7 protein-coding genes are annotated in these 13,623 nt (G+C 54.5%); 4 read left to right on the forward strand and 3 right to left on the reverse strand.

The window, feature by feature from the left end; genetic code table 11:
* Positions 1-63 precede the first annotated feature (63 nt).
* The 3 genes from ACFSAG_RS06975 to ACFSAG_RS06985 form a co-directional block, all read right to left on the reverse strand.
* Positions 64-5,472: a DUF3320 domain-containing protein gene (locus ACFSAG_RS06975; RefSeq protein WP_381512850.1), complete on the reverse strand. Its 5,409-nt coding sequence runs from the start codon at positions 5,470-5,472 to the stop codon at positions 64-66.
* 50 nt (positions 5,473-5,522) lie between these two features.
* Complete coding sequence (locus tag ACFSAG_RS06980; RefSeq protein WP_054588531.1) at positions 5,523-5,933, reverse strand: type IIL restriction-modification enzyme MmeI; 411 nt, start codon at positions 5,931-5,933, stop codon at positions 5,523-5,525.
* 664 nt (positions 5,934-6,597) lie between these two features.
* Positions 6,598-7,299 carry an IS6 family transposase gene (locus tag ACFSAG_RS06985; protein WP_381512854.1) on the reverse strand — a complete coding sequence of 234 codons (702 nt, stop codon included), beginning with the start codon at positions 7,297-7,299 and terminating at the stop codon, positions 6,598-6,600.
* Positions 7,300-7,365: 66 nt separating this feature from the next.
* On the opposite strand from ACFSAG_RS06985, the gene ACFSAG_RS06990 reads away from it, so the two are divergent.
* From ACFSAG_RS06990 to ACFSAG_RS07005, 4 genes are all read left to right on the forward strand, one after another.
* Positions 7,366-8,537 (forward strand): IS3 family transposase gene (locus tag ACFSAG_RS06990; protein ID WP_381512857.1). Its coding sequence is split into 2 segments (ribosomal slippage): positions 7,366-7,630 and positions 7,630-8,537, totalling 1,173 coding nucleotides; the frame shifts between segments, so codons are not numbered across the junction.
* 20 nt (positions 8,538-8,557) lie between these two features.
* Complete coding sequence (locus tag ACFSAG_RS06995) at positions 8,558-9,424, forward strand: MFS transporter (protein WP_381512860.1); 867 nt, start codon at positions 8,558-8,560, stop codon at positions 9,422-9,424.
* 465 nt (positions 9,425-9,889) lie between these two features.
* Positions 9,890-11,497 carry a GMC family oxidoreductase gene (locus ACFSAG_RS07000; RefSeq protein ID WP_381512863.1) on the forward strand — a complete coding sequence of 536 codons (1,608 nt, stop codon included), beginning with the start codon at positions 9,890-9,892 and terminating at the stop codon, positions 11,495-11,497.
* 230 nt (positions 11,498-11,727) lie between these two features.
* A complete protein-coding gene (locus ACFSAG_RS07005; protein WP_172709792.1) occupies positions 11,728-13,398 on the forward strand; it encodes a class I adenylate-forming enzyme family protein in 1,671 nt (556 codons plus the stop codon).
* Positions 13,399-13,623: the final 225 nt, after the last annotated feature.

Raw genomic sequence — 13,623 nt, forward strand, 5'->3', positions numbered from 1 at the left:
GGGCATGCCCCACCCCGGAATACACCATCGCCTACACCGGAAATTACACCACGAGCGCGGACGCTAACTCCCATGCGCACGGGCGACCCGTTCGACGACAAGGTCGAGATAGACGGGCCCCTCACGTTCGATGACCTCCTCGACGATTGTTTCGAGACGTCGCTGATATGCATCTTCATAAAGCAGATCGCCATCACCTTCAGGCACTGAAAGTTCGGAAAATTGGTACTCTTGGCCCACCTCGTGAGGAGGCAAACGATAAACCGTTTCATGCGGTTGCCGTGATTGATCACTCGAAATGTGCGTCTCATCTTTACCGCATGAGGATGTAAGCTGGTGCAGCCCCCTGCCTCGACTTTCGACCAAACCGCGCGAATGCAAAGAGTTGCTCCGGGATGGGGAGAGCGCGTTGTTTACAAGCTCCTCCCACCTCTCCTCATGCGGCCTGAAAGCCGCAGGTGCGCGGTCTGCTGACGACAGCGGGAGGTGGTCAGGCAACGCTTTCTTCAACTGGGAATTACTCCAGACTTGTCCATCTGACATCAGCTGCAAGATCTGCTCTTGAACCTGAGCTTCAGTAACCCGAGCGGAGTCCTGCTCCTCATCGTCAGAAGGCACAACGGTAGCAAGTTCTTCGCTCGAATGGTCTGCTTGGCCCTCACAATTCTCAACGGGTTCAGTAGGTAGATCGACTTCGTCTTGCGCGTCATCCTCAGTCGAGTCAGAGGAACGCCAAGCTCTTAGTTCTACATGTCGACTGGTCCACTCATCTGAACCGCCAACTGGCTGGATACCACGCTCGGATAGGAACCCGACCAGTTCCTCCATCACCTGTCTTTGATCCCTGACGAAACGAGATGCGAAGCACCTCCAAACTGTCCAACCAGCCCTTTCCAAGATGCGCTGCCGGTTCATGTCGGAGGCCCAACGATCAGGTCCGTGATATCGGTCGCCATCGCATTCGATTGCGACGCGGCGGTCATTCTCACCTTCGACCACGAGGTCGATCCTAAAATCGCCTACTTTGACTTGGGTGTCGACTCTATAGCCTCGCTCAACCAACAGATCGTACATCTCGCGCTCAAAATCGGACTCGCACTTTTCCCGCCGGTCCTTGGCCTCTTGACCATCAGACGGGAAGGGCATCCGGAAATGGTCCAGCAGCGCGCGGCGAAGCTGATCGGCATGTCCAAGGGCTTCAACGTCTACTGAGCGAACCAAATACGTTCGATCACATGCTCGCGAAAGGGCGACGTTGAAGCGTTGCTCAAATCGGACTCCCGACAGAGCGCTACCACCCGCTTGAGCAACCAACGATATGAACATGATGTCTCGCTCGTCACCCTGAAAAGCTGTGGGATCGCCCACGCGCAGGTGGTGCTGTTCGATCACCTCTGGTCCGAGTTTTTGCTCGATCAGGCCATAAATGTGAGCTGCCTGCTTTTGACCCAATAGGGTTGTTACGCCGATTGTCCGCGTTGCCATCTTTGGGTCGGATGCGATTCTCTCAATCTCTTCGACGATATATGCCGCTTCCGGAGGATTAATGTCTCCCTGTCGATATCCGTCTTCAATTCGAACGTCGATCAAGGGAGGATCAAGCCGTTCCGAAGCAGTCGGTAGCCGCAGAGGATTCAGCCTGTGATTGTAGAACTGCGCCTTGGAAAATTCGATGATGGGCGCGACACAACGGAAATGTTCGGTAAGCATGATCGCCCCACCGGCGAAGACCACCTTGCCAAGATCGTACAGCGATTGTTCCTCGCGTAGCGAAGCCCGATAATCGGGGACTTGCCCAGAAAGGTGTCGTACCGCGAGTTCATCTGCACGCGTCTGGTCGCGTCCGACAAGGTCCGGACTGACCTGCTTATCATCGCCAACGATGAGGATTGTCTTGGCCCGTAGTAGGGCGGGTAATGCCGCTACCGTCGATTGCGATGCTTCGTCAACGATCACGAGATCGAAGAGTCCCAAATCTGCTGGAAGGGACTCTGAGACCCGGTAATGCGGCATAATCCAGCATGGCAAAGCGCCCTTGGCGCGATCGGATGCCTCACGCGCCTGGCGCCTGTATCGGCCAGCACGTTTCCCAGTACCTCGTCCAATTCTTCGAACTGCATCTGCATAGGCGGCAAGTGCCGCCTTGACCCCATCACTAGCCTTCTTGCTGAGCTCCAACCAGGTTCGCAGTTCAATCGAGCGTTCGTATGCTCGTTTGAGGAGAACCTCCTTCTCGCTGCGATCAGTGCCGAGTTCCCTAAGGCGGTGATGCTTGTCGTTCGTATCCAGCCACCCCTCTAGGCGACGAAGACGCCAACGGTTTTCCCAATCACCGGGTAGAAGTTCGTCCTCAACACCATTGACCGGATTGGACCTCAAGCGCCGAGCCCATTTTGGCGCACCTGACATCTCAATGAGGTCTGTCACCTCCGCAATCTTCGCGAAAGCGTCGTGTTTCCCTTTTACTTCTCTCAGACGCGTAATGAACGAATTCCACGCTTCTGCCAGTGCATCAATTGATACTTCCGGGCTGCCCAAACGCGTAGCCGCCAGGGCACGAAGCTCCGCGCTGATTTCGTATTCACAGGGCTCTAGCTCGGAGAGGAGAGAGGTCCGCAAACCTTCAGCATCAGCCAATCGATATCGCAGAAGATGAGCATCGACGGCTTCAAGCAGACCGCGAATTGCCTGCTGATCACCATCCCGCAACGCAGGGGACGAAACAAAAGTAGCATCGACCGCAGCATGGATCTCTCGACGACTTGCGATCAATGTATTAGCAGCGTCAATATGATCGAACTGGCGTCTTGCGAGTTGCGCCACGCCCAACTCTTGTCCTTCCAGACGATCACCGATCCCGCCAGCCACCACGTTGTTCCACGCTGTCTGAAATCGCCGAATTGAAGCCCGTGCTGTAACAAATCGTTGAACGTCGCTCCATTCGTCGGCAGTTGAAGCTGGTTCGCCCAATACAGTGACCTCACCCAGCTGAGCCTTGAGTTTGGAAGCGAATAACCCGCCAACGAGCCCGACTGCCGGTTTACCTTCGGCCTCTTTCTCAATCGCAACAAGAAACTTCGGATCGCTAAGCGCTTCTTCCGGCACGAAAACCGGTCTGGTCAGGAAGTATTGATACTCGGCTCCAAGCCTTAAAGCCTCTTCGCGCAAGCTCTCCAACGCGGTTAGACGGTCGTCCGGTCCGGTTTGCCCAAGACAAAGAAGCAGCTCATCAGTCCATGCAAAGGGTGCCCCTGATACCCGTTGCTCCTCTGCAGATAGTGACTTCAGTTTTGCCGTCAGGTCTCGCAGGCGCGAAACAGTGTCATCCCGGTCCTCTCGCAAAGCCGGAAGTTCGCCCTTGCTTATCCTCTCCCTTATCTGCTCGGCTTTAGACAGATCCTTGTGGGCATTGAGGAGCGTTTCGACTGTGGGAAGGCGCTCAAGGTCCGGAAGGCACGCATTCAGATAGGCGAGGTCGTCACCAACTGCCTTCCGAGCCGTCCTGAGTTCGGCAATGTCAGCATCGGAAAATGCTGGATCGCAGGTTGATGAAACCTCCAGATCATCAGGCATCCAAGCTGTTAGTTCCGGCGAGGCTGCGACCATTCTAGCGGCGCGCATTGGCTCGTAAGTGTCGCCATCCAGCGTGATTGGCGAAATTGCCGCGCGTCCGATCTTGTCGACTTCTGTATCGATTAGCGCCAATTGCCGGTGCAGCCTGTCAATCTGCTCGTCCAGATCATCAATCTCGTCCTGCAACTCATGCCGCCGCAGCCGTTGCAGTTTTTCGCCGATGATATCGACGGATTCCTGAAACTGCTTAAGGCCGTCGCGATCGCTTTCAAGGAGGCTCACTGCAAGAGGACGCACCGCTTCTGGTAGCTTGTCGCGAAGAACCCTCAGTGCGGGCGCTTTCTGAGATGTCACGAGCACCCGCTTGCCAAGGGCGAGGTAGTGACTGATTATATTTGCGATCGTGTGCGTCTTGCCGGTACCCGGCGGCCCCTGAACAACTACTCCCGGGCGCACTTCCAGTCGCTGCACCACTTCGACCTGCTCACGGTTGAACGGCAATGGAAAGAACAGATCCTTCCCCTCCCCGCTAGAAGTGGTGACGCCCGGAATGCTGGAGATGCCGCGGAACTCGGGATACTCTTCTTCGCTCACCGCATTAGCAGGCTCAACAAGCAAGGAGGCCACTGCCTTCGGCAGTTCTGTTGTCTCTTCTCCATCTTCGAGAAGCGCGCGGAACTGACGCAAATCTTCCATCAATTGAGTGGCACGACGCTCTCGCTGAAAGAATGCAAACGCATCGCCGATCCTGAACTGCGTTTCAATCGAAGGGATAATCCCGGGCTGCGCTGGATCTTGGTCGGGTAAGTACACAGCATCAGGATCAAGCAAAGCGGCGGCCTGGCGTAGCGGTGGCGCGAACGTCTCCGGGGCAAATGGAGACAGGCTTTCTTCCTCAAGTTCACCAAGGAATTTCTCAGTCGCGGAGCGCCATTGGTCCAGCACGCCCAGCCCCATCTTATCCAGCGCGTCCAATTCGAGACCGGGGTCCGCTTCCATACGCGGTCGCACCTCAATCGCGTGGGTCAACTCGTTCAGACTGATTTCCTGCGAGACCGTAAGCAGCGGATACCGCAACCGCTTCCCGTCTCGAAACAGCGTGGCAAAACCGATGCCGCAGGTCAGCTCAAGCGGGATATCGCTGACACCTTCGAGCTGTTGGCGCAGCATGAACAACGCATTGTAGAGCGCAATTGTCTCACGGCGCGGGGTTTCGGTCTCGACCCAATTCGACCAGGCATTCTTAAGCCAGTACTCGAACAAAAGCTCGACCATCTCACGCTCGGCAAAATGTTCCAAGGAAACATGCTCGGGTGCATCTTCGGCGGGGATCAGGCCAGCCTCTACAAGGACAGCCCCTGAGATTTCGGACTTAAGTCGCGGCTCGCTTTTGGGATCGTCGCGATAGGTCAGCCAGACGGATAGCTCTACGTCCTCTGGTGCTGGCGGTGCCTTCCTCGGCAGCCGGTCGACACGCAACCATATCGGATCGTCATCGCGCCCGACATCGAGTGCGACACCAGGAAATCCTTGAAGCTCCGCCCCGGTTTTGCGGAAGGCCTTGTGATCCTGATAATCCAGAACCGTTTTCAACTTATCGCGCTCGGTGGCCTCGACGTAGTCGATCAGGTTAAGAAGGCGTTCTTGCTCTGCTGTCAATCGAGGCGACTCTTCAGTACTTGGCAGCAAGGGGTCCATGTCGAAATTCGGATCATCCTCCTCATCTATCGGAAAATCACGAATATTGTTTAAATGCCCGTCGATTCTTTCGACTATCGATCGCGCCCATGGATGATGAAACTTTTCAAACTCACTTCGAACCGAATTAAGTCTCTCTGCGTCGTCGTAGTGAAACTCAACAAGGTCTTCGATCGCTTGAAGATTGTCCTCAAGGGCCATCGCGCCCGATAGGCCCAAAGCTTTCATTGCTGTCAGCAGGTCTATCCGGCTCACGCCGATACCCTTTCCTGATTAAGGCGGAAAAGGCGCGCGAGGATTTCGTCGTCAGTTAGGGTTCCAGCGCGATAGTCGTCGCCCCAGCCGTAGGCTTCGGCAACGGCTTCATCGAGCGCGCGATGGGCATGGTCGAGCCAAGCGGGGCGGGTGTTGTAGAGATTGGTGAGAGTGCGTTTTTTCAGTTCCTTCGCGGCAGCCTCGTCCTTGGGCAGGATGCGGTCGGGATAGCCTTCGACCACTTCGGGCACTCGCTCGATAAGCTCAGGCGGGTTGAGCCAGTTCTCGCGCAACTCGTTGAGCCGCGCCGCCGCTGCCGCAATAGCCTGCGCGCGTGGATCATCGGCGTAGTCGGCAGTGGGGATGTCGGGGGTCAGACCTTCGGGAAAGGGGAAGGTCAGGTACACATAAGATGCGTTGTAGCGCCTCTGATTGCCTGCCCCAATTCGATTGCCAAAGTACGTACACCAATTCTCGTGAAACCGACTTTGCAACACTCCAAAACCTTCCAATCCAACGCCAGGAAAAGCGTAGAGGCTTTTGTCAGGCACCGTCCCTGCTGGAAGAAATCTAAAGACACGATGCTCGGTTGTTTCGGCTGTGGCAAGATAATCACCAGCATTCACAAGTCGATTGCGGAGTGCAGGCCTAGCCCGATGCGGCTCCCACCACGAAGAGTTTTGGCTGTCAGTATCTGTCCGATAGTCAACATAGTTAACAAGCTCACCGTCGCGATGTGGATCATATTTCGCAGCGCGAAGGTGTTCGAACGGAAGCTCGAAAGCGCTCGCTTCGGCTTCACCAAGTCCGCTGGGAAAATCGATAAGAAAGTTCTCAGACGGGCGGCCAACAATATCATCTGTTGCGACATAAGCCGAAAGAATGGCCGAGTTGGGCACTCCATTCGGATTGGTCGGTGCACGTAGCCATTCTACCGCCCTGTCTCTGTCAACTGTTAGCGGCCCGCTCTGCTGAACACCGATGAAGACAGAGCTCGCATTCTCATTCAATCGCGCGACGGCGTTGTCAGGTTAAGCGACGCGGGGCGAGCTAAAGTGCGCTGCTGAAATTTCACCCATTTGGAGCGGACACGGCGTGCCACTCGGCGAAAGCACGATCTCGGTATTTTCGCATTGTGTTTCGGGAGACGAGGTGACGCTCGATATTGAATGTGTTGTAGATTGCTGAGTGGGTTGAGGTGAAACGCTGCGCTTGGCCCTGGGACTTGAACAGTTGCATCTTTCGCTCCCGTCTTCGCACGGGAAGGTGTGAGTTTTCCGCGCGGTTGTTATGCTTGAGTTGACCAGGTTGATGACGCTTCAAAGCGCCAAGGTCGCGGAGCGCTGCTCCGTAGGAAGCCAGGCCATCTGTGACGATAGCGTCGGGAACGAAGCCCTGATGCTTGAGTAATTTTCGTAGCAATTTCAGCGCTGCTGCCTTGTTGCGACGCTTCTGAACCAGGACATCGAGGACCTCGCCCTCCTTGTCCACAGCCCGCCACATGAACATTCTTTTGCCGCTAATCCGGACAACCATCTCATCCAAATGCCACACGCAATCAGCTCGATGGCGTCTCTTGCGAATGTTGGCAGCAATGGCTGGACCAAACTTATCCACCCAGCAGCGGATGGTCTCGTAAGTCACGTCGATACCGCGTTCAGCCATCAAGTCTTCAACATCACGCAGGCTCAGCGTGAATCTGAAATACAACCACACTGCCTGGCGGATGATGTCGGGGTGAAAGCGATGACGCTTGAATGAAAGAGGCTGCATAACTGATCTGCCCCCTTCAGAGTGGTCCAAAATCAATGTTATTTTGGACACGGAAGGGAATGAAGAATGCCATTCAAAAAACACACGCCGGAGGAGATTATCGGCAAGCTGCGTGAGGCTGAGATTGTGCTGGCGCAAGGTGGGACGACAGCAGATGCGTGCCGCCGGTTGTCGATCAGCGAGCAGACCTATTACCGTTGGCGCAAGGAGTATGGCGGTTTGAAGACCGATCAGGCGCGGCGGATGAAAGACCTTGAGAAGGAGAATGCACGGCTTCGCCGTGCGATCTCCGATCTCACTCTCGACAAGCTGATCCTGCAAGAGGCTGCTCGGGGAAACTATTAAGCCCTGCGCGACGACGGCGCTGCGTTGATCATATCCGGAAGGAACTGCCTGTCTCGGAACGCCGCATCTGCCGCGTTCTGGGCCAGCACCGATCAACGCAGCGCAAAGTCCCGCGCGGGGCGGATGATGAGCAGGCGCTAACCGAGGATATCATTGCCCTGGCACGCCAATATGGCCGTTATGGCTATCGGCGTGTCACGGCTTTGCTGCGATCTGCGGGTTGGCATGTGAACCGCAAGCGCGTGGAGCGCATCTGGCGACGTGAGGGTCTGAAGGTACCGCAGAAGCAGCCCAAGCGCGGACGGCTGTGGCTGAACGACGGTTCGTGCATCCGGCTGCGCCCTGAATATCCGGGACATGTCTGGGCTTACGACTTCGTCGAGGGCCGAACCCATGATGGCCGCAAGTTCCGTATCCTTGCGATCATCGACGAGGCTAGCCGGGAGTGTATAGCCTTGTTGGTTGCACGCCGGATCAGAAGCACGGACGTGCTTGCGATGTTGGCTGATCTGTTCATTCTCCACGGCCCGCCAGCGCATATACGGTCCGACAATGGCCCCGAGTTTATCGCTACCGCCGTCAAGGAATGGCTGGGACAGATCGGTGTCCAGACGCTTTACATCACACCTGGCAGCCCTTGGGAGAATGGCTATTGTGAATCGTTCAACGGCAGCCTGCGCGACGAACTGCTCAATGGTGAAATCTTTTACAGCCTTGCCGAAGCCCAAATCCTGATCGAGGCATGGCGGAGACACTACAACACAGTCAGGCCGCACAGCTCGCTTGGCTATCGACCTCCCGCGCCAGAAGCCGTTCCTTTGCCAGTGCTGTCCTCCGGTTCCGCTACGCTCCACCTGCGGACAGCACTGGCCAAGGAGGTCATCATGCACTAACAATCAACCCGGACCACTCAATGGGGGCCGGTCACCTCAATCAGGCGCCGCCGAAGCGCAACATCACGCTGCGATTGATATTCAAGGAGATTTTCGAAACCCTGTCCAACCGCGCCTTCCTTGCAGTGTTTCTGGCGGCGATTTTGGGAGCGGTTGCATTGGGGCTGAAGGCTTCCTTGCACCTCTATTTCGTTTCCTATTTCTGGGAATTCACAGCGTCCGAGACAGGCTATCTGTCCCTGGGAATATTTGTATCGGCAGCGATTGGTTTTGCGCTTGCCCCCGTAGCGACAAGACATCTTGGCAAGAAGAGGGCTGCCATCATCTTGGGTATGGTGGCGCTTCTGGCGCACCCGATACCCATCTGTCTCAGGCTGCTTGATCTATTGCCGCCAAATGGCGATCCGTTCATTTTCTGGTTCAACCTGATATTTGGAATTGTCGATCTCGGCCTCATCATCTGCTTCAACATCCTTGTCGCTTCAATGCTTGCCGATCTCGCTGAACAAAGCGAGCTGGAAACTGGGCGTCGGTCAGAAGGGGTTTTGGCTGCGTCCATCACCTTTGCAAAAAAGAGTGTTCAGGGGCTTGGGATCTTGATCGCGTCTTTTGTGCTCTATCTGGCGAGCTTTCCAAGACAGGTCGACGCGAGCGCAGTCCCCGACGAAGCCATCTGGAGTTTGGGTGCGTATTATGTGCCCATAGTGACGGGTATTTATCTCGTCATGCTTGCTGTGCTGATGAACTACAATATCAGTAGGGAATCCCACGAGGAAAATTTGCGAGAACTGAAAATGAGAGCCGCTGCAAGTAGCCCTGAATCGCCGAAGTACGACGCTCATCCAGATGCTGGCAGTGATGGCAAGGGTGCAGCCGCAGGAAAGTGACTGGCGCTTGAGCGGCCAAGTTATGACCACACGGTTCTGCCAAGACTAGCGAACTGGCCGCAACTTGATTGGCAGGTTCGACGGGTCGTTTCTCAAGCCCAGGCGTTGCGAAGCGTGATACGAGACGAGGGCTGGATTTATATCAGTTACAGTCCTTGTGAACTGCCGCCCAACGTCCGCAATAGCAAGTGTGTAACCGTGGTGGATCCGTTTACCTACCGGCTGTCGAGGTGCCGGGAAAGTGGCAACACTGATCCGTGCACTTCTCAATCATTTCATCGCGCTTGAGCGAAATTGCACATAATTCGAAAAAGAATGTCAGTGACCATCTAGCTCACCTGCGACTATTTTGAGTTGTCAAAATGAAGTGCCAGATTAGCCCCAACATTGGGATTTTGGACTGCTGCGCAAGTGTGCCTAGTGACTTTGTATCGCTGCACACCAATATGGGTAAGGAACCGAGGGATGCACAAATTCGACTTTGTCGTGGTGGGAGCTGGATCTGCGGGATGCACAGTTGCCAGTAGATTGTCAGAGAATGGAAAGTATCAAGTTGCTCTCCTCGAAGCTGGAGGATCTCATAATAATCCGCTGATTTCGATTCCATTCAACTTCGCCTTCACGGTCCCCAAAGGCCCGCATAACTGGAGCTTCGAAACCGTGCCACAGGAGGGGCTGAATGGTCGGCGCGGATATCAACCGCGCGGCAAGGTGTTGGGTGGTTCTTCTTCAATAAATGCGATGGTATACATACGCGGCGCCAAGGAAGATTATGAGCACTGGGCGGCATTGGGGAATGAGGGTTGGTCATACGAAGAGGTGCTGCCATTCTTTAAGAAGGCGCAAAACAGGGTTAAGGGTGCGAACGAATATCACGCGCAGGGCGGCCCCCTAACCGTGTCCCCTCCGCGCAGCCCCAACCCGCTCAACGACATGTTCATTAAGGCTGGCATGGATTGCCAGCTGCCTTACAATGAGGATTTCAACGGCGAAACTCAGGAAGGCATTGGCTATTATGAGTTGACGCAGGATCGCGGCAAGCGCTGCTCAGCCGCGCTCGCCTATGTTACGCCAGCTGAAAAGCGCAAGAATCTAACCATCTTCAAACAAGCATTTGTCGAGAAGGTTCTGGTTGAAAACGGTCAGGCGACCGGCGTGATGGTCAAGTTAAACGGCAACTTGCAGCTAATCAAAGCCAGGCGGGAGGTCATTCTTTCTTGCGGCGCGTTCCAAAGCCCACAGTTGCTGTTGCTTTCGGGCATTGGCGCCAAGGACAAGTTGGATCCGCATAAAATCAAGGTGGTTCATGAACTTCCTGGTGTCGGAGAGAACCTCTACGACCATGTAGATTTCTGCTTAATGTACCAATCTGACAGCGAGCATGTTCTGGGCAAAAATGCGCGCTCGGTGTTTCGTGTTGCGTGGAACCAATTCAAATATTTTGCCGGAAGGCGCGGTATTTTGACGACGAACTTCAATGAATCTGGTGCCTTCTATTTCACCAATCCGGATGAGCGTTCGCCGGATATTCAGCTGCATTTTGCCTTCACATTGGTCGATCAACACGGACTAAAACAGCACGGCCGCGGCGGATTTAGCTGCCACGTTTGTGTCCTCAGACCCAAGAGTCATGGTAATTTGACTTTAGCCGACGCAAACCCGGCAACGCCGCCGCTCATCGATCCAGCATTTCTAAAGGATGAGCGTGACGTCGCAACGTTGCTTGCCGGAGTCAAACGCGCGCAACAAATCTTACAGGCTCCTGCATTCGATGAGATTAGAGGCAAGCCGGTATATGCGACCGCCAGCAATAATGATGATGAATTGATCGAGGACATTCGAAACCGTGCCGATACGATCTATCATCCGGTTGGCACCTGCAAGATGGGTCCGGACAGTGATCCGATGGCGGTTGTCGATTCATCACTTAGGGTGAGGGGCATCAGGAACCTACGCGTTATCGATGCCTCGATCATGCCTTCTATTGTATCGGGAAACACAAATGCGCCTACCATCATGATCGGCGAAAAAGGGGCGCAAATGATACTCGATGAAGCCGAATCTTACACCTAGCGCAATCGATCAACCAGGCGTCCATCCAGAATTGATGCAAGCTGAAGGAACGCCCCGGTGTGCAATGCGCGCCGCAGATCAGGCTTGAGGACAATGTGCAGACGCCGGGTGTGGAGTTCAACGCTGGAAGGTCGTGATCGTGTGGGCGCAATCACAGACACCAGGTTAGCGTATTAGTCTTGTGCCGATTTGAGCAAAAGTTGCAGCGAAGGATTAGAAAGGTTGGGATCGTGGATAGGGCAAGAGCTATTGCAAAACTTACGGCACCCGGAAGAAAGTATGAACTGCAAAATGTCTGTGTGAATGGAAACGAGGTAAAGTGGTTCGTAAACGCACCCACCTCGCTCAGACAGCTGATTAGCGAAGCGCGCTGCGAGAAGACATTTTTTGTCTATAATGATGAGCGCTACACGTTTGAGGAATTCTATCAGCGTGCGTCAAATCTGGGCAGACGCCTGATCGATGACTATGGAGTCAAACCTGGCGACCGGGTCGCAATTGGCCTTCGCAACTACCCTGAATGGGCGCTCGCATTTGCGGCGATAACTTCTATCGGAGGGATCGTCGCGGGGCTCAATGCATGGTGGGAATCGGACGAGCTTGAGTATGGCATTAGGCATATCGGGGCAAAGGTGGCCATAGTCGACCAGGAACGGCTTGACAGAGTCAAACTCCAAAGTGGTCTTGATTTTCTGACTCTTATTTCGGTCCGTTCAGAGCCATGTGACCGTGCCACACCCATCGATCAGCTTCTGCGTCAGCACGGCGAGCTTCCCGATATCCAAATCGAACCCGATGATGATGCGGTCATCTTGTTTACATCGGGATCGACTGGCCACCCCAAAGGGTCCGTCTCGACGCACCGCAACATCATTGCGGCGCTCTTGTCCTGGGAGCTTGATCTGGCAGTTTGGGCAACAATCCACGGTGGCGCGCCCAAAGGGCAATCGAAGCCGCATTATCCGGACGCAGCCTTGCTTGGCATGCCGCTTTTTCACGTCAACGGACTTCTTGCTGTATTGCTGACCAGTTTCCGCAGAAAGCGGAAGACTGTTGCGATGTACAAATGGGACCCGAATGTCGCTGTCGAGTTGGTTGAGGCAGAAAAAATTGTCAGCTTTGTTGGAACGCCCGCAATGACGGGAGACCTTATGCTGGCGGCGCAAAAGCAGGATAAAGATGTGAGCAGCTTGCTCGCCGTGGGTGGCGGCGGATCGGCGCGCGCTGAATCTCAAGTGAAGGGCATTGACGAGACATTCAAGAATGCAAAGCCGAACACCGGATGGGGGATGACTGAAACCAACTCGATCGGCACGTCGATCGGTGGCGAAGAATATCTAATGCGACCATCCAGTTCGGGCAGGGTGAGCGCGGTTCTTGAGCTCGGAATTGTTGACAGCGACGATAACTTTGTAAAGGCCGGAGAGCGCGGAGAATTGCTTGTTCGAGGAACCTCGGTGATTCACAAATATTGGGACCGACCAGATTTGAGCGGCGATTTTCTGGAAGGTGGTTGGTTCAGGACGGGAGATATCGCTTATCTCGACGAAGATGGATATCTCTACATCGTAGATCGGTTGAAACAGATCATCATTCGGGGTGGTGAAAATATCGGTTGCGCCGAGGTGGAATCGGCAATGTTAAACGATCCGGCAATTATTGAGGTCAGCGTTTACGGCGTAGCCGACCAAAGGCTGGGCGAGGATGTTGCGGCGACAATATATGTTGATCGGGAAGTAGACGTCGACGCCATAAGATCAAATCTGAAGCTCAAGATTGCCGGTTTCAAAATCCCAAAGCACATCCGGGTCACAACCGAGCCATTGGTTCGTATCGCGTCCGGTAAGATTGATAAGAAGACGATCCAAAAAGATCATCAAAAACTCCTAGATTTGGAGTGACGCAGATGAATATTCCAGGCTGTCACAATGTGACTGATTTTCATCGTCTCGCCCAGCGTCGAATTCCATTTCCAGTGTTCGATTATTTTGACGGCGCGGCCGAGTATGAAATCACGCGATGGCGCAACAGAGAGGCTTATGAGAGCTGCGACTGTTCCCCGTCAGCGTTCATGAGACAGATTAGCGGTTGAAGTTTAGGAGGGTTTTGGTTCTCGTCGTAGTGAC

It is taken from the genome of Sphingorhabdus buctiana (genome assembly GCF_042680825.1).
GTDB classification, from domain to species: domain Bacteria; phylum Pseudomonadota; class Alphaproteobacteria; order Sphingomonadales; family Sphingomonadaceae; genus Sphingorhabdus_B; species Sphingorhabdus_B buctiana.

Coding starts and splice junctions, on each gene's coding strand:
- ACFSAG_RS06975 (WP_381512850.1), bottom strand. CDS start 5,472: ATGGCCCTTGAGGACAATCTTCAAGCGATCGAAGACCTTGTTGAGTTT.
- ACFSAG_RS06985 (WP_381512854.1), bottom strand. CDS start 7,299: ATGCAGCCTCTTTCATTCAAGCGTCATCGCTTTCACCCCGACATCATC.
- ACFSAG_RS06995 (WP_381512860.1), top strand. CDS start 8,558: ATGGGGGCCGGTCACCTCAATCAGGCGCCGCCGAAGCGCAACATCACG.
- ACFSAG_RS07000 (WP_381512863.1), top strand. CDS start 9,890: ATGCACAAATTCGACTTTGTCGTGGTGGGAGCTGGATCTGCGGGATGC.